Source organism: Butyrivibrio sp. AD3002, assembly GCF_000420905.1.
Lineage (GTDB): Bacteria > Bacillota > Clostridia > Lachnospirales > Lachnospiraceae > Butyrivibrio.
This window is the reverse complement of the sequence record NZ_ATVV01000001.1, coordinates 178,838-197,501: the sequence shown is the minus strand read 5'-3', so window position 1 is coordinate 197,501 and position 18,664 is coordinate 178,838. Positions and strand designations below refer to the sequence as shown.

Annotated in this window: 15 protein-coding genes; all 15 read right to left on the bottom strand. The window is 39.6% G+C overall.

Annotated features, from left to right (window positions below; genetic code table 11):
• Positions 1–119: 119 nt before the first annotated feature.
• Positions 120–1,151 carry a branched-chain amino acid aminotransferase gene (locus tag G596_RS0100825; protein ID WP_022759925.1) on the bottom strand — a complete coding sequence of 344 codons (1,032 nt, stop codon included), beginning with the start codon at positions 1,149–1,151 and terminating at the stop codon, positions 120–122.
• Positions 1,152–1,344: 193 nt separating this feature from the next.
• The gene (locus tag G596_RS20405) at positions 1,345–2,757 is read right to left on the bottom strand and encodes an AI-2E family transporter (protein WP_022759924.1); all 1,413 of its coding nucleotides are present in this window, start codon (positions 2,755–2,757) and stop codon (positions 1,345–1,347) included.
• A 48-nt stretch (positions 2,758–2,805) separates the two neighbouring features.
• The gene (locus G596_RS0100815; protein ID WP_022759923.1) at positions 2,806–3,624 is read right to left on the bottom strand and encodes an Mrp/NBP35 family ATP-binding protein; all 819 of its coding nucleotides are present in this window, start codon (positions 3,622–3,624) and stop codon (positions 2,806–2,808) included.
• Positions 3,625–3,651: 27 nt separating this feature from the next.
• Positions 3,652–4,647, bottom strand: a complete 996-nt coding sequence (locus tag G596_RS0100810) for a glycosyltransferase family 2 protein (protein WP_022759922.1) — start codon at positions 4,645–4,647, stop codon at positions 3,652–3,654.
• Positions 4,637–5,125: a 3-isopropylmalate dehydratase small subunit gene (leuD, locus tag G596_RS0100805; protein ID WP_022759921.1), complete on the bottom strand. Its 489-nt coding sequence runs from the start codon at positions 5,123–5,125 to the stop codon at positions 4,637–4,639. Before leuD ends, G596_RS0100810 begins: the two co-directional genes overlap by 11 nt.
• A 36-nt stretch (positions 5,126–5,161) precedes the next feature.
• A complete protein-coding gene (leuC, locus tag G596_RS0100800) occupies positions 5,162–6,427 on the bottom strand; it encodes a 3-isopropylmalate dehydratase large subunit (RefSeq protein ID WP_022759920.1) in 1,266 nt (421 codons plus the stop codon).
• An 84-nt stretch (positions 6,428–6,511) separates the two neighbouring features.
• Positions 6,512–8,953, bottom strand: a complete 2,442-nt coding sequence (locus G596_RS0100795) for a YfhO family protein (RefSeq protein ID WP_155829088.1) — start codon at positions 8,951–8,953, stop codon at positions 6,512–6,514.
• A gap of 47 nt (positions 8,954–9,000) precedes the next feature.
• The gene (ilvC, locus tag G596_RS0100790; protein ID WP_022759918.1) at positions 9,001–10,029 is read right to left on the bottom strand and encodes a ketol-acid reductoisomerase; all 1,029 of its coding nucleotides are present in this window, start codon (positions 10,027–10,029) and stop codon (positions 9,001–9,003) included.
• Between the two features lie 75 nt (positions 10,030–10,104).
• On the bottom strand, positions 10,105–10,620 hold the full coding sequence (gene ilvN, locus G596_RS0100785) for an acetolactate synthase small subunit (protein ID WP_022759917.1): 516 nt from the start codon (positions 10,618–10,620) through the stop codon (positions 10,105–10,107).
• A gap of 189 nt (positions 10,621–10,809) precedes the next feature.
• Entirely contained in the window at positions 10,810–11,298 is a 489-nt protein-coding gene (ilvN, locus tag G596_RS0100780; protein WP_022759916.1) for an acetolactate synthase small subunit, read from the bottom strand.
• 107 nt (positions 11,299–11,405) lie between these two features.
• Entirely contained in the window at positions 11,406–13,040 is a 1,635-nt protein-coding gene (ilvB, locus tag G596_RS0100775) for a biosynthetic-type acetolactate synthase large subunit (protein WP_022759915.1), read from the bottom strand.
• 65 nt (positions 13,041–13,105) lie between these two features.
• Positions 13,106–15,643 (bottom strand): homocysteine S-methyltransferase family protein, encoded by a 2,538-nt coding sequence (locus tag G596_RS0100770; protein ID WP_022759914.1) that lies wholly within the window; start codon positions 15,641–15,643, stop codon positions 13,106–13,108.
• Positions 15,644–15,684: 41 nt separating this feature from the next.
• The gene (locus G596_RS0100765) at positions 15,685–16,785 is read right to left on the bottom strand and encodes an acyltransferase family protein (protein WP_022759913.1); all 1,101 of its coding nucleotides are present in this window, start codon (positions 16,783–16,785) and stop codon (positions 15,685–15,687) included.
• A 12-nt stretch (positions 16,786–16,797) separates the two neighbouring features.
• Positions 16,798–17,223: an ATP synthase F1 subunit epsilon gene (gene atpC, locus G596_RS0100760; RefSeq protein ID WP_022759912.1), complete on the bottom strand. Its 426-nt coding sequence runs from the start codon at positions 17,221–17,223 to the stop codon at positions 16,798–16,800.
• 19 nt (positions 17,224–17,242) lie between these two features.
• Positions 17,243–18,649 (bottom strand): F0F1 ATP synthase subunit beta, encoded by a 1,407-nt coding sequence (gene atpD, locus G596_RS0100755; protein ID WP_022759911.1) that lies wholly within the window; start codon positions 18,647–18,649, stop codon positions 17,243–17,245.
• Positions 18,650–18,664 lie beyond the last annotated feature (15 nt).

Below are 18,664 nucleotides of genomic sequence, written 5' to 3'. Positions count from 1 at the left end.
TTGGATAAGGCGGATATATGTGATACTTTGTTAGCTTTGGAATGTATAGTTCCACGCAAACAAATATCACATATATTCGCCTAATAACAAGCAATAAGCAGTGTTCGACCTTATTTATTTTATTTTATAACATGAACCCAGCCTTCGGGAGCTTCGATTTCGCCCATCTGGATTCCGGTGAGAGTATCGTAGAGCTTCTGGATAACGGGACCCATCTTCTCCATGCCGGACTCGAAGCAAATCTCATTGCCGTGATCGTTGATCTTACCTACGGGACTGATTACCGCAGCGGTTCCGCAAAGACCCATCTCCTTGAAGTTGTGTACCTCGTCAAGACGTACAGGACGCTCATCTACTGTAAGTCCAAGATAATCCTTAGCTACCTGAACAATTGATCTTCTTGTGATTGAAGGAAGAATTGAATCGGTAAAGGACTTTGGAACAACAAGATTACCGTTTTCATCTACAAACAGGATATTTGCTCCACCTGTCTCTTCAATGTAAGTTCTGTTCTGAGCATCAAGATAAACGTTCTCAGCGAAGCCTTCATCATGAGCGGTTACAATTGCATGAAGACTCATCGCATAGTTGAGACCTGCCTTGATGTTACCTGTGCCATGCGGTGCGGCTCTGTCAAAATCACTGATTTTTACTACGATTGGCTTAGCGCCACCCTTGAAGTAAGGACCTACAGGTGTAACAAAAATTCTGAACTGATACTCATCAGCAGGCTTAACACCTATTACATTGCCTGTTGCAAACATTACAGGTCTGATATAGAGAGTAGCTCCGCTTCCGAAAGGAGGAACCCAATCTTCGTTAGCCTTAACAACTTCCTCGACAGCTTTTATGAATCTGTCCTCAGGAAATGCAGGCATTTCAAGTCTTTGAGCTGAATCAACCATTCTCTTTGCGTTGAGATCCGGTCTGAAACAAACGATATGACCATCCTCTGTTGTATAAGCCTTAAGTCCCTCGAATACCTCCTGTGCATAATGAAGCACTCCGGCATCCTCACTCAGAACAATCTTAGAATCTGTTGTAATGGCGCCGTCATCCCATTTACCATCTTTAAAATTTGACACATAGCGGTAATCCGTTACGTGATAATTAAATCCAATACTTGACCAGTCTAAATTCTTTTTCCCCATAATAACTATGCTCCTTTGATATTTTATAGATCAGTTCAGGGATGAAAATATCTCTAAGCCGATTAGTTTTAACGCTTTAACGCGCCAATGTTTAAAGAATATTATAGTTACATAAAATCAAGTGTCAAGGCGCAAATTTAAGCATTAATAATTTAAGGTATACATTACAAAATTAATGTTTCATTAATTTTGCTCAATCTTTCTCATCATCTTTCTCTGAATCATCAGAAATACTGAGAGGTGATGGCGGAGTAGGTACAACATTTTCTATGTTTTTCTTTGCTTTCTTGTAAAACTTGAATATTCTCCTCCAGGTTGATGCCTCATTATGAACATAATATTTTGTATTATCAGCATCTTCGAGAGTCACAATACCTTCATCGTCCATATATGCAGTATCGATATATGTTGAAGTGTCTCTCGGCAATTTCTTTTCCCGAAGTCTCTTTAATGTAATATGACTGAAGAGTGCATAAATACATGCAAAAACAGGAACACCTATAAGCCATCCTATAGGCCCCCATATGCCGCCAAAAAACATAATGGCAAAAATAACCCAAAAGCTCGATAAGCCTGTTGAATTGCCAAGAATTAAAGGCCCGATGATATTACCGTCTATCTGCTGAAGCACAACAATTGTTATAAGGAATGCCAATGCCTTTATTGGATTGATCATGATAAGCAGGATAAGTCCAAAGCCTCCGCCTATATACGGGCCAAAGAAGGGAATCAGGTTAGTAAGTCCCACACAGAAAGCAAGAACTATCGGATATGGAACCTTTAATAACTTGATAACGATAAAGCAAATTATTCCGACAATAAGCGAATCTACAATTTTACCCATGATGAATCCGGTAAAGGTATGATGCGCATATCTAAAGGCGCCAATAACTTCATTTGCAAACTCTTTTTTTAGATATGCATAGCAAAGCTTTTTGCCCTGCCCGATAAATACTTCTTTGGAGTTAAGAACATAGACAGCTACGACAGTTCCTACTATCAGATATAAAAATATCTGAACTATGTTCATCATACTCTTGGATATTGTAGAAATCATTGTGGAAAGATTAGGAACAAAATTATCTCTGAAAAGCTTTGTCAGAGTCGTAGAATATTCCTGCAAAAGAGAATCCACCACTCTCCTGACGGAAGGATTATCATTGAGATATTTATCCATAAATCTTTGAAAATTTGAAGCATAGAAAGGGAAATTGCGAATAATGTCCCTTATGCTTCTAATAAGTTGAGGAATAAGAACCATCAGCATTGCATAAAGAATTAAAAAGAAGAACGCCATCGTTATTGTAACGCTGATTTTTCTTACTTTCTTTTTTCTTTTAAAATACTGAGGTTTTTTGAGATCAATCCCCTTAAGATTATAAAGCGGATAAATCCATCTGTGTTCAATGGTATTTAGAATAGGCGTAAGAATATAGCCTATAACACATCCTAAGATAATTGGCGTGAGAATGGAAAGAAGCCGGTTTATGCTTTTAGTGAGTGCCTTCCCGTTAAAAAGTACATAGTAGATCAGCATAATGATCAGTGCACAAATAACTACGCATGCCATTATACTAAGCTGTTTCTTCCCCGGTTTCCATTTCATAAGGTCCATCCCCCAACGATAAACTTAAAACGTCATTTTAATAATATATTATAGATTTTCAAGCTTATATACAAGACTGTCCATAAAGTCTGCATCATATTCTTCTATCTTACCTGCGTCACATTTTGTGGCAAATTCAGGATCAAGCGGAATTCTTGCAAGAACGTCAAGTCCGTTTGCTGCAGCGTAAGAATCAATCTTACTTTCGCCAAATACATAAATAGGCTTATTGCAGTGAGGGCAATTCATATAGCTCATATTTTCAATAAGGCCGATGACAGGTACATTCATCATTTTAGCCATATTTACAGCCTTCTCAACTATCATGGAAACAAGTTCCTGAGGAGTTGAGACAACAAGTATTCCATCGATGGGAAGTGACTGGAAAACAGTGAGCGGAACATCACCGGTTCCGGGCGGCATATCTACAAACATGTAGTCCACATCTCCCCAGCAGGCTTCACCCCAGAACTGTTTAACAACACCTGCTATAACAGGGCCTCTCCAGATAACGGGATCTGTATCATTTTCCATCAAAAGATTGATTGATACCATTTTTATTCCGTTTTCGGATTCAGACGGAATCATATTGCCATCATCATCTGCGTATCTGATCTGTGAAGCGCCAAACATTTTGGGAATCGAGGGACCTGTAATATCAGCATCAAGAATTGCTGTTTTATATCCTTTCTTATTCATGGCACAAGCAGAAAGTCCGGTAACAAGGCTTTTTCCAACACCGCCCTTACCACTTACTACTCCGATTACTTTTTTTACAGTTGAACCTTTTGCAAGGTCTACGCGAAAGCTCTGCTCACTCTCCTTTTTAAAATCCGCAGGAGTCTTCTTTTTCTTTTCTTCTGACATTACTAAAACCTCAAATCTATATATTTTTTATCTAATTATTTTAACATCCGTAAGATTAACCTTATCTTCTTTATCACCAAGATATTCACTTATTATGTATCTTGGCCTATTTTTTGTCTCAAGATAAATCTTACCAACATATTCTCCTATCACACCAAGTGAAATCATTGTGAGACCGCCGATAGCCCAAATTGATAAAACAGTTGTGGTCCACCCCGGTATCGTATTTCCTGAAAAATGTCGCACAAGAGAATAAATAAGTATAATTATACTTACAGAAAATATTAATACGCCTAGACCGGATATAATCCTTATTGGCTTAACACTAAGTGATGTTATCCCCTCGAATGCAAATGAAAGCATCTTCATCAGCGGATATTTACTTTCTCCCGCAAATCTCTCAGATCTCTCATAATACACAATATCTGTCTTAAGTCCAACCATAGGAACGATTCCGCGAAGGAACAGATTTACCTCAGTGAATTCGGAAAGCATCTCCAGCGCCGTACTGCTCATAAGTCTGAAATCAGCATGATTATAAACGATATCAGCACCCAAATTATTCATAAGCTTGTAATAGCTTTGGGCTGTACCTCTTTTAAAAGCTGTATCAGTCTGTCTGCTGCTTCTTACGCCAAAAACAATCTCAGCTCCCTGCTTATATTTTTCAATCATCTCATCGATTGCACCAATATCATCCTGGAGATCGGCATCCATTGAAATTGAAATATCGCAAACATTTCTGACCGTCATAAGGCCGGCAAGAAGTGCATTCTGATGACCTCTGTTTCTTGAAAGCTTTACCCCCTGGAAAAGTTCATTTTTTTTATGTAATTCATCTATAATTTTCCAGGTATTATCTTTTGAACCGTCATCAACAAAAACCACTCTGCTATTAGCTGATATGGTTTTACTTTCTATAAGACTGTTCAGTTTTTCCTCAAGTCTCCTGGAGGTTTCAGGTAATACCTCCTGCTCATTGTAGCAGGGGATTACCATGAATAATCTGATATCATTTTGCATTGATATAATTTACCAGTCCTTCGCTGTCGATTATTTTTTGCATAAAAGGAGGGAATGCCTGTCCCTGATAGGTCTTACCTGTTGTCTCGTCGGTAATTACACCCGTATCAAAATTGATACTTACGATATCGCCGGCTTCAATTTCATCGGCTGCCTCTTTGCATTCAACAATGGGAAGGCCGATATTGATGCTGTTTCTATAAAAAATCCTGGCAAAGGTTTCTGCTATAACACAGGAAACACCGGCAGCCTTTATTGCAATGGGTGCATGCTCTCTTGAAGAGCCGCAACCAAAGTTCTTATTGGCAACAATGATGTCACCTTTTTTTACATTCTGAATAAATGTCTTATCAATATCCTCCATACAATGAGCAGCAAGCTCTGCATGGTCGGTAGTATTAAGATATCTTGCGGGGATGATTACATCCGTATCAACATTATCCCCGAACTTAAAAACATTTCCTCTTGCTTCTTTCATAGTCATTTTCCTTTCAAAGTCTGGTTATGCCCAAATTTACAGTTCTGTGGGCGATGAAAGCTTGCCTGTTACCGCACTTGCAGCAGCAACCGCAGGTGAAGCAAGATAAATCTCAGAATCCGTAGCTCCCATTCTGCCGACAAAGTTTCTGTTGGTTGTTGATACACATCTCTCACCTGAAGCAAGAATTCCCATGTATCCGCCAAGGCAAGGTCCGCAGGTAGGTGTTGAAACTACTGCTCCGGCTTCAATAAAGATCTTTAGAAGTCCCTCTTCCATAGCCTGCATATAAATAGCCTGAGTTGCGGGAATTATGATGCATCTGATTCCATCAGCTACTTTTCTTCCCTTAAGAATTTTCGCAGCCATTCTGATATCATCTATACGTCCATTTGTGCAGGAACCAATCACTACCTGATCGATCTTTATATCAGCAATATCATCAAAAGTGTGTGTATTTTCAGGTAAATGCGGAAATGCAACTGTTGACTTAAGAGTAGATAAATCAATAGTGTACTCCTCATCATATTCAGCATCCTCATCAGCTTCAAAAGTTTTAAATTCTTTTCCGGGAGCATGCTCCTTAAGATACTCTATAGTTTTCTCATCTACCGGGAATATTCCGTTCTTACCTCCTGCTTCGATGGCCATGTTAGCAATAGTAAAACGATCATCCATAGAAAGTGCTTTAACACCTTCTCCGGTAAACTCCATTGATTTATAAAGCGCTCCGTCTACGCCGATCATACCGATGATATGGAGAATTACGTCTTTTCCACTTACATATTCAGGGAGCTCTCCGATAAGATTAAACTTAATAGCTGAAGGAACTTTAAACCATGCCTTACCCGTAGCCATACCGGCAGCCATATCGGTAGAACCAACGCCTGTACTGAAAGCACCAAGCGCGCCATATGTACATGTGTGTGAGTCAGCACCGATTATCAGATCGCCGGGAACCGTGAGTCCTTTTTCCGGCAAAAGTGCATGCTCGATACCCATCTGACCAACTTCAAAATAATTGGTGATGGAATTTCTTTTTGCAAATTCTCTTACACATTTGCAGTTTTCAGCGGATTTAATATCCTTATTGGGAACAAAATGATCGGGAACAAGTGCAATCTTGTCCTTATCAAAGACAGAATTCGTCTTGAATTTTTCCATTTCCTTAATTGCTACGGGGCTGGTAATATCATTACCTAAAACCAGATCAAGATCAGCTTCGATCAGCTGTCCGGGTTTAACTTCAGAAAGTCCCGCATGTGCTGCCAGAATCTTCTGGCTCATAGTCATTGAAGCCATGTACTTTTACTCCTCACCTTTCCAAAAAACTCAGATAAAATCTCATAAAACCGCTACAAATCATCTTGAATAAAGATACCATATTTAGCGGTTTTTGTAAAAACGACAAAACATAATGTATGCCGCAAATAACACTAAACCAATTACACTTAAAACAAGTCCGGGTATGAATCCTGCCGGTAAATACAGAGCTCTAATGAAATGGACACCGGCCGGAACTTTAATAGCAATCATCCCGTAGTCAGCATTTATTATCTCAGCGTTTTTATCTTCTATTTTCAATTTTAATCCCTTCATATTGGGAACCGAGAAAAACATTATCTTATCGGAACTCAAATTTGAGGTCATTGCATAGAAGCCTCTTGTATTCGTATCAAACTTCTGACATGCGCTCTGCCTTCGATCATCACAGTTTTTCTCGAAAACCTCGATCGGCATTGCCTCTTTATAATATGACTCGGGCAGTTCATTTATAATTCCGTCATATTTTAAAGCTTCTTTATCCGGAAGAATCAGGACTACACTGAGAAGTCTGTCCTTAATCTCAATATCTTCAATGCTTTCCCAAACTGACTCCTTGATGTAGTAATCATAGGTAAAGCCCATCGGAATATAGTTCATATTTCGATATATATCTATTCCGTTTTGTGAACTTGTAAACATAAAGCCCGGTATGCCATTACCGCTTTTAAACATTGCATCATCGTTTATAAGCGAATTTTCAAGATAATACTTATTGGACAATATAGCTCTTATACCAAGACAAAATTCAGGTATTCTTGTTTCGACTGTTCTTTCGATATCAAGCGTACCTTTCAGAAAATCAAAGGTTTGGGCCGGAATTGTACTGATAAAACTATGAAGTGATCCATATCCCCAGTACATATCATAATTTGTTGCAGTGTTATCAGTTTCAGTCCTGAAATAATCCTCTTCATCGTCCAATGTAGGACTGGAATTAAGCATCTGCTTTTCCCACTGCTCTTTTCCGTAATCTGTAATAAGTCCGCTGCCGTTCTTAAGCACTATATGCAAAGATACAACAGAAGAAATCGCAGTCATTATAAGCAAGATCTCAAGCCGCATGATCGGACGCTTTAATTCTATGGTTTTCCCAAAAGGATTAGGTATTTTCCTTATACATTTGGGAACCAGGAAAATCGATACAATGAGCATCAGCAAAATTATGGAAGTTCCGATGACATCTCTCCAGAATATCTTATCGTTTTCGATAAGCGCCATATATTTTATCTTATGATAATCATTGTAAGACGGAAGAATCGAAATGCCGAGAACCAGTAAAAATAATCCACAGGTTATCAGGCATCCTTTTTTCAGTTCCTTTGATGCGCCTCTCTCAATCACCTTTGCAGTCATAAGTGACATAATGAGAATAGGCATATAAAACCATCTCGCATAATAGTTCTCGTTTAAAAGAGAAAATAATGCATTCAGTCCCGGAATAAGCGCAAATATCAGACAGACAAGAATTAGTCTTTTATAAACGCTCTTTTTCTTCATGTAAAAATATGCTATTACACCTGAAAGACCAAAAAGCGGCAAAAATACAGCAAGTGAAGCATTTTTTACGCTGGCTGTATAAAAAACGGTTCCTTTCCCAATGATGTCAGGAATCATCACCATGCTCTTTAAAATATCCCAGAGCATATTCATACTCTCATATGAAACAAGGTCGTAGCCAAGAAGTATGTTTGAAATACGGCTGTTTCCGCTGACACCAAGAACTGCCTGCAGTACATAGAATGCAGGAATAAGAACGCCAAGAAGTCCGCCTAAAAGAGCACGCATAAACATTCTTAAAACAGTTCTGATATTATTCCCGGGAATATAGCATATTACAAAATACAGTATCAGAAATAAGACTTCACCGAAAAAGAAATAGTAATTTATCACAGCCATAAGAGATGTCATTAGTACAAAGAAAATGAACCTCTTTCCTGCCGGTCTGAAAAACCAAAGATCTTTATGGTGATCCAGCTCCATAAGCCTGTCAAAACTCAGAAGAAATAACGGAAAAAAAGCCACTGCATCAGTAAAATGGTTAAAGACAATGTTACAGGCATTAAAACCGGAAAATGCATACAAAAGAGCGCCGATAAATGCGGAATCATCGCGAATTACTTTGCGTCTGATATATGCATAAGCAGTAACTGCGCAAACACTATATTTTAGTGCCATAAGATATGGCATCATATATGGAATAAACTTTTCGGGAAAAGGAATTGTCAGCCAAAAAAACGGACTCCCAAGAAGATAAAAAGAAAAACTACCTACAAGAGAGCTTCCGAAATCCACATTCCACAAATAAAACAAATTACCGCTTCGAATTGCTCTGTGTGCCACAGTGTAAAACGGGATTTGCTGTACATTGTAGTCTCCGTAATAGAAAAACGGCATGCCTCTTTCAATAAAAAAAGGCAAAACCGCTACCATATACATGATAAATGAAAGAAAATAAATCTGAACCAGTCTGACTTTTAAAGGCTTTTCCCTATAATATTCCATAATCACCTAAAATGAGCTGCCGCATCAGCGGCAGCTCTCCTTAAATCTTAGTTATTGATGAGCTTGTCGCTCTCATTGTTCCAGCTGTAAAGCTTTCTGATCTCAGCACCAACCTGCTCTGCGGGATGCTCTGCAGCAAGCTTTCTCATAGCCTGGAAGTGAACCTGTCCGCCTGCGTCACTCATATCAAGAAGGAATTCTTTTGCGAAAGTACCATCCTGAATATCTGAAAGGATCTTCTTCATAGCCTTCTTAGTATCCTCTGTAACAATCTTGGGACCTGTTACATAATCACCATACTCAGCTGTATTTGAAATTGAATATCTCATTCCTGCAAAACCTGACTGATAGATAAGGTCTACGATGAGCTTCATCTCATGTACACACTCGAAGTAAGCATTTCTCGGATCATAGCCGGCTTCAACAAGTGTTTCGAAACCAGCCTGCATAAGTGCGCAAACACCGCCGCAAAGAACTGCCTGCTCACCAAAGAGGTCTGTCTCAGTCTCTGTTCTGAATGTTGTTTCAAGAATACCAGCTCTTGCTCCGCCGATTCCTGCACCATAAGCAAGTGCCTTATCAAGTGCCTTACCTGTAGCATCCTGATATACAGCTACAAGACAAGGTGTACCCTTTCCAGCCTGATACTCACTTCTTACTGTATGGCCGGGAGCCTTGGGTGCGATCATTGTAACATCGACATCCTTCGGAGGCTGGATAAGACCAAAATGAATATTGAAACCATGAGCAAACATCAGCATATTGCCTGCTTCAAGATTGGGCTCGATGTCTTCCTTATACATCTTAGCCTGCTTCTCATCGTTGATAAGAATCATAATCACGTCAGCCTTCTTAGCAGCTTCTGCTGTTGTGTAAACTTCAAGTCCCTGTGCCTCAGCCTTAGCCTTGCTCTTAGAACCCTCATAAAGACCAACGATGACCTTGCATCCGGACTCCTTAAGGTTAAGTGCATGAGCGTGTCCCTGGGAACCATAACCTATAATGGCAATTGTCTTGCCCTCTAAAAGTGAAAGATTACAATCTTCCTGATAGAAAATACGTGCATCCTGTGACATGTTTCTTACCTCCGTAAAAAATTAATTTTTATATACCAACGAAAACAGCTTATAAGCATTTTTCGAAGTTAACTGTTACATATTCTGTAATTCCTCGATAGAAATAACCTTATCAACACCTCTTCCGAGACCGGCAATTCCTGTTCTTGCAAGCTCGAGAATTTCTTTTCCCTCAAGCATCTTAAGAAGTGCATCAACCTTGGATTGGTTACCGGTTATCTCAATGATGAGCGATTCGGGAGTCACATCGATAATATTTGCTCTGAAAATATTAACTATCGAAATAAGACTATCTCGCTCCTTCTCATCAGCTCTAACCTTTATAAGAGCAAGTTCTCTGTATACACTCTCTTCAGGTTCGAGTTCATGAATATCCCTGACATCGATCAGTTTGCTTAACTGTTTCTCAATCTGATCAAGGATCACATCATCTCCGGATGTTACAATTGTTATTCTGGTATAATTGGGATCTGCTGTAGTTCCGGCCGTTATACTCTCGATATTGTATCCTCTTCTTGCAAAAAGACCTGAGATTCTTGTAAGAACGCCGGATGTATTATCTACCAGCAATTGAAAAACTTTTCTCTTCATGTCCCTCCGAAAAAAACTGATAATCAGATTTTGGGTGCATTTATTTTCTTGTTTGCACCTTTAACAATGGATTATATGCGCTTTTATGCACAAAGTCAACGAAATACTTTACAAAATTAAAACTTTAAAGGGCTAAATTATTGATTTACTTTAACAAATACTTTATTGATGTTTTTTAATCTAATCCCCTTACTTCTCACCCTCACTGCATTTTGTGAGAGCAACTGTTCCTGTTCGAGCAATTTCAACAATAGAAACTGTTCTAAGCATTTCTATAAAAACTTCTACTCGCTCAGGAGTATCACAAATCTGTATAATCATCATGTTTTTGCTCATATCGACAATCTGCGCTTTCATGATGTCACAGTTTTCCATGATATCTCTTCTGTTTTCGCGATTGTAACGAACCTTGATGAGGGTGAGCTCGCGGCAGATGCTCATGCTTTCCTTAAAAGTCTTAACCTTTATTACATCAAGCTTTTTATTGAGCTGTTTCTCAATCTGCTCAATTGTCCTTTCATCACCGCTTGATACAATTGTCATGCATGAGACATCCTTTGAATTAGTTTCACCCACAACAAGCGAGTCAATATTAAAATTTCTTCGTGAGAAAAGGCCCGCAACTTTACTAAGCACACCGGCATGATTCTCAACTAAAACTGAATAAATTCTTTTCATAGTTCCTCCGAGTACGCCGTCATAAATATATATTTATTCCGGCTGTGCATTGGATAAATATACAAAAAATCACCTTATCAATTATCAATGAAAAATTATAGTTGTCTTTATTTGGCGAGGTCCATGGGATCGACGACTACTTCGCAGAGGACGCATTCGTCATTTTTGACGAGCTCATCGATAAGGACTTCGGCTTCGGCTTGTGATGATGCGCGAAGGTATTTCATATCGTAAGCTTCAGCAATTTTATCCAACTTTGGTGTGTTGTGAAGTTCGACCATATTGTAGCGGTCATCGTAGCTGTAATGCTGATACTCACGAACCATGCCAAGATAGCCATTGTTGAAGACAATTATTCCTACATTCATTCCGTACTGGCGCAGGGTTGAGAGTTCCATCATAGACATTTGGAAGGCTCCATCACCCATAACGGCTACAACTTTCTTTCCTTTAGCTGCATACTTTGCACCGAATGCAGCGGGAATTGAATAGCCCATCGTACCCATTCCGCCCGAAGTAAGAAATCTTCCTTCTCTGACCAGGTGCCACCTGCAGGACCATATCTGATTTTGTCCAACGTCAGCAATATAAATTGCATCTGAAGGAAGCTTCCTTGAAAGATTTTGCAGGAACGGCATAGGATCAACGAATTTTGTTGTATCAATAACAGGTCTCTTCTCAATCATTTCCTGCTTGTATTTTTTGAGTGTATTAATCCACTCAGTTCTCTCATGTATCAGATCCTCTTTGTCTTCAAATTCATTGATTCTCTTGAAAATATGTTTGATATCACCTACAAGCGGAATTGTAGGTCCGACATTTTTACCGATTTCAGCAGGATCCACATCTATATGAATAAGTACTTTATTTTCTGTGATAAGATCAGGTCTGTTTACAGCTCTGTCTGCAACTCTTGCACCAACCATTAAAAGAAGATCCGACTCATTTAGAGCTCTGTTGGCACAAGGTCTTCCGTTATTTCCGACCATTCCGAAATAATAAGGATCTTCGGAAGCCATGACGCCTATTCCCATCATGGTTGATACTACTGGTATGCAGTTGTCCTTAACAAACTTTCTGATTTCAGAAACTGCTCCTGAAAGGTGCACACCGCCTCCAACACAGATAATCGGACGCTTTGCCTGTGCCACCTCTTTAACAACCTTTTTAATCTGGGCAGCATTACCCTCAACGGTTGGCTTATAAGTTCTCATATTGACCTTTTCGGGATATGAGAATTTATTGATTGTAGCCTGCTGTATATCAATCGGTATATCAATAAGTACCGGGCCTTTTCTTCCTGTATTGGCTATATGGAAAGCCTCTTTAAATATCCTGGGTATATCATTTACATCACGGATAAGGTAGCTGTATTTGACGAAAGATTCTGCAGCACCTGTAATATCAGCTTCCTGGAAAACATCACTACCTATAAGTTCGGAATTGACCTGTCCTGTAATGCACACAAGAGGAATACTGTCAGCATATGCAGTAGCGATACCGGTAATTAGATTTGTAGCACCGGGACCACTGGTAACAGCACAGACGCCCACCTTTCCGCTGATTCTTGCATATCCACTAGCACAGTGTGCTGAATTCTGTTCGGTTCTTATTAGGATTTGTTTTATGTTTGTTTCTCCGAGCGCATCATAAAAAGGAGCAATTGCAACGCCCGAATATCCAAAAACAACATCAACTTTTTCTTCCAATAAACATTTTACTATGGCCTGCGCACCGTTCATAAAATATTGCCTCCATGAATATATTTAATAACAAATACTGATAAACGTCAAAATGTAATAAGCGTTTATTTCTTTTCGGCTTCGCTGAGTATATTCTTAACCACTTTGACTGCACTGGCAGCATCGGAGGAATAACCGTCAGCTCCTATTTCCCAAGCGTAATCCTCTGTAACCACTGCCCCGCCTATGATTATCTTTGCTTTACAATTTTTCTCACCGGCAAGCTTAACAACATTCTTCATTTCCTGCATGGTTGTTGTCATTAGAGCAGAAAGCGCAATAATACCTGCTTTTTCAGTAATTGCAGTATCCACTATCTTTTCGCTTGGAACGTCCTTTCCAAGATCGATAACATTAAAACCATGATTCTTAAGCATCAGAGCAACAAGATTTTTTCCGATATCGTGGATATCACCATGCACGGTTGCAATAACTATTGTTTCCTTAGCCTTTGAATCTTCGCCCTCTGCTTCTTTAAGAAGAGGTTCCAGAACGCCTATGCTAAGCTTCATAGCTTCCGCACTGGCAATCAGCTGGGGAAGGAAGTATTTTCCTTTATCGAAAAGCTCACCAACTTCATTTATTGCAGGCATAAGAACTTCGTTTAATAGTTCTTTGGGATTACAGCCTGCATTTACAGCTTCCTTGGTGTCCTTTTCTATTATCCTCTTACTGCCCTTCATAACATCATTTTTAATGAGTTTTTTAAATGATGTTACAGGATCATCTGCGCTTTCATTATTGTTTGATCCGGCATTTGTTGCAGATGCAGAATCCTTACCGGTACTCTGCGCTGCAGCTGTCTGCACAGCCTGTCCCTTCGGAACACAGGTCACGGCAACATTCATTCCGTCGTAGCGATTCATCCTCTCAATATAGCGAATATCTGCTTCTTCCTTATGTCTTAACAGATCGGAAGCAAAAGCGCTATTTACAAGAAGTTCCTGTGAAGGGTTGCAAATAGCCATTGTAAGGCCATTAGCTATAGCCATAGTTAAAAATGCAGTATTGATGAAAGCTCTCTGCGGAAGGCCGAAGGAAATATTTGAAAGGCCGCATATTGTTGCGAGATTTCTTTCCTTACAGTAGCTTATGGTAGCAAGTGTCTCAAGAGCTGCATTTGGATTGGCTCCGATAGTTGCTACAAGTCCGTCAACAACAATATCTCCCTTAGATAAGCCGGCATTATAGGCTTTATCACAAAGCGCCTCAATAAATTCATGCTTTTCTTCCAAATCTTTCGGAAGCCCTTTAGGGCCTACCGGAAGTGCTATAAACATTGCTCCGTATTTTTTAGCAAGAGGTAAAAATCTTTCAGCTTTATCTTTTTCCAAAGATATAGAATTTATAAGAGCTCTGCCTGGATACTTCCTGAGTGCCATCTCCATAGTGGCTTCATCGCTGGTATCAATGCAAAGAGGAAGTGATGTAAGCGGAATAATCTCTTCAAGAACATCACTCATCATCTGTTTCTCATCTATACCGCTCATGCCCACATTAACATCAAGGATTGAAGCACCATCTTCTTCCTGCTGTGAGACAAAATCACAGACCATATTGAGATTTCCTTCGCGAAGTTCGGCCTGCAGTTTCTTTTTACCTGTCGGATTAATTCTCTCACCGACGATCATGAAAGGATCGTCCATGCCGAAAGCTATGGATGAACGTTCACTTGTAAGATATCTCACACCGGCAGTTTTTCTGATAACCTTATCTGAGAGTTCATAATTATGGTATTTCTCATGAATACCTTTGATATATTCGGGGCTAGTTCCACAGCATCCACCAATAATAGTTGCTCCGGCTTTTATTAGCTTTTCCATTTCAGGCACAAATACACTGCATTCCATATCATATTCAGTAGTGCCATCTTCTGTTACGACCGGAAGTCCTGCATTGGGCTTTGCTATTATCGGAATTGTCGTAACCGATGCCATATCATCAATAAGCTCAACCATATTATCGGGGCCTGTACCGCAATTTGCTCCAACAGCAGCGGCGCCAAGTGATTCCATTACTATTGCAGCAGTTTTGGCATCTGTACCAAAGAGAGTTCTTCCATCACCCTCAAAGGTAAGCGTAACCATAACCGCAATATCCGATACTTCTTTTGCGGCTATAAGGGCAGCTCTGCATTCCTGAAGGCTCATCATGGTTTCCACAACAAGAACATCTATTCCGGCCTTGCAAAGAATTGTTATCTGTTCCTTATAAACTTCAATTAGTTCTTCAAAATCGAGATCGCCCATGGGTTTAAGCTGGCGACCTGTCATAGTTATATCGCCTGCAATAAGCGCTTTCCCCTCGGCACTTTCTTTTGCAAGTTCTACAAGCCTTGTATTAATTTCTTCAATTCTGTCTTCAAGGCCAAAATTTTTAAGCTTTATTCTGTTGCCGGTAAATGTCGGTGCGTAAATAATATCGCTTCCGGCTTCAACATAGCTTTTTTGCAATTTTTTTATAACTTCGGGATTTTCGAGAATCCATTCCTCGGTACATGCTCCTGCAGGAAGTCCTTCCTTCATGAGATTCGTTCCTGTAGCTCCGTCAAGGAATGCAATCTTTTTATTTTGAATAAATGAAATAAATTCGTCTCTTTTCATACTTACTCCGCATTTTTACTTGTGCTTTGCGCACATAGATGTTATTTTCTCAAATTATTATTGTTTTTAGTAGTGATTAATTTAACCACATAAAAACAGTACGAGATTAATATTGTAATGGTTATTACTATTATAGGCCTTAAAGTCATAAATACCAGACTACCGTAGAAATCAGGATTTATCCTGTCTACACACCAGCCCAAAAAAGAAATCACCATAACATGGAAAAAATATATATTAGCTGAGAGATTTTTACCGATAAAAGAAAGTTGTTTCGATAATATACTTTGCTGCTCCGTTATTAATTCCGCATCCTCATTATCGCTGTCTCCGAATAATAAAAGGCCAACAACAATCAAAAGAGACCCAAAGTATACTTCTGTCTGGCCCCACTTTTTATATTCAAAGAAAGTAAAAAACACACCGGTAATAACAAGAAGCATTCCGAGCGTATGCGGCCTTTTAATAAGAGATGCAGCTTTATCCTCATGCATCCAATATCCGAGTAATGTGAAGGGAACACCTACAAAAAGCCAATTCCTTATCACATACCAAACCGATACACTGATTCCGAACGGTCTGATCGGATAATATATCTTCAAAAGTTCTCCGAAAAACAATAATCCCAAAAGTAAAATAGAAATCGGTTTTGCGCCCTTTTTTAAAATCGGCGCAAAAATAAAAACAAGCAGATATACATATAAAAGAGCAAATAAATACCATAAATGGTCAAAAGCATAGGTGAAGTCATAGATAAATTTGCCTGAGTTAAAAAGTAATAATCTTGAAAATTCAAACAGGTTAAATTTCTCGTTGACCCACTCCTTTATTCCGTAATTTACAGTAATAGCATAAAGAAAAGAATAAGCTGTATAAATGAGCCATATCTTTAAAGTAACTATGGAGGTCTTCTTTAATTTTCGTGCCATATTTTTGCGAATACCACCGGTACTGTCATCATCTTTAAGAAGGTAATACCCGGAAATAGCAAAAAACATTGGCACGCCAAAACGAGCCAATGCTTCAAATAAGTCTCCGGCAACGCCGGGGAACTTACAGTGTATAAGAATTACAAAAATACAAGCTGCAGCTTTTATATTGTCAAATGTATAATTTTCTGCATTTCTGTCAGCTTTATACAAATCGTATCTCCTTTAATCAATTCCGTAATCAGAAGAATGCTTCAGTCTGCTGAGAGCTCTTGCCATAGCGGCCTGGGCAGTGTAATACTCTTTGATAGAGTTTTTCTGTCGCATCTCTTCCTCTGCTCTCTCAAGAGCCCTTTGAGCTCTTACTCTGTCGATATCCTCCGGCTTTTCTACAGTATCGACAAGAACAATAACTCTGTTATTTGCAATCTGCGCAGAACCAACGCCTACTATTGCCTCAATCTTATCCCCGATTGCATCCCTGATGGTCATCTTACCGTTATATATGGCCAAAACAAGTTCCTCATGTTCAGGTAAAATGGCATATTCTCCATCTATGCAGGGAAGAATAATTTCGCTGGCTCTGTCATCAAAAAATATTCCGTTTATTGACATGACCTGTAAACGAAAGGTCTTTCTATCAGCTTTCAAATCAAATCATTCCTCCGGTTTATTCGGCACTGTTACCTTCAAGCTTCTTTGCTTTGGCAATTACTTCATCAATTGTACCCACATTGAAGAATGCAACCTCTGGATACTGGTCCATCTTTCCTTCAATAATCATCTTGAAGCCTTTAATGGTCTCTTTAAGAGGAACATAAACACCCTTTACACCGGTGAAAGTCTCGGCAACATGGAAAGGCTGTGATAAAAATCGCTGAATCTTACGTGCACGATAAACAGTGAGCTTATCCTCTTCTCCAAGCTCATCCATACCGAGAATTGCGATAATATCCTGAAGCTCCTTATATTTCTGAAGCATCTCCTGAACTTTGGTAGCAACCATATAGTGTTCTTTTCCGACAACATCCTCTTCAAGGATACGGCTGCTGGATTCAAGCGGATCTACGGCGGGATAAATACCCTGCTCAACAATCTTTCTTGATAAAACTGTTGTTGCATCAAGATGCGCAAAGGTAGTTGCGGGAGCAGGATCCGTCAAGTCATCAGCAGGAACATAGACAGCCTGAACTGAAGTAACGGAACCGCTTTTAGTGGATGCGATTCTCTCCTGCAATTGTCCAAGGTCAGTTGCTAGCGTGGGCTGATAACCAACCGCTGAAGGCATACGGCCGAGAAGTGAAGAAACCTCTGATCCCGCCTGGACAAATCTGAAAATATTATCTATGAAAAGAAGAACGTCCTGTCTTTCTCTGTCTCTGAAATATTCAGCCATTGTAAGTCCTGTCTCGGCAACACGCATACGTGCTCCTGGAGGCTCGTTCATCTGTCCGAAAACAAGTGCCGTCTTTTCAATAACACCGGACTCCTTCATTTCAGTCCAAAGGTCGTTACCCTCACGGGAACGCTCTCCTACACCTGTAAATATGGAATATCCTCCATGCTCGGTGGCAATGTTCTGGATAAGTTCCTGAATAAGAACTGTTTTTCCTACACCGGCACCTCCGAAAAGACCGATTTTACCGCCCTTTGCGTATGGTGCAAGAAGATCTATTACCTTGATACCTGTTTCAAGTATTTCTGCTACAGGGCTCATATCCTCAAGCTTTGGAGGCTCTCTGTGAATTGACCAGTGTTTTTCACTTTCAAGACTAGGACCGCCGTCAATTGTATCGCCAAGAACATTGAATAATCTTCCAAGGTTCTTTCTTCCGACAGGAACACTGATGGAACCACCTGTCTGATATACAGGCATGTCTTTTGCAAGCCCCTCACTGGCAGTAAGCATGATGCACCTTACAACATTATCACCGATGTGTTGTGCAACCTCCATGACACCCTTTTTATCACCAACCTTAACTTTAAGAGCATCACTTATGTACGGAAGACTTCCGTTTTCAAATAATACATCCACTACAGGTCCCATAACCTGCAGGATTTTCCCTTCACTACTCACTAATCTGTCCTCTTA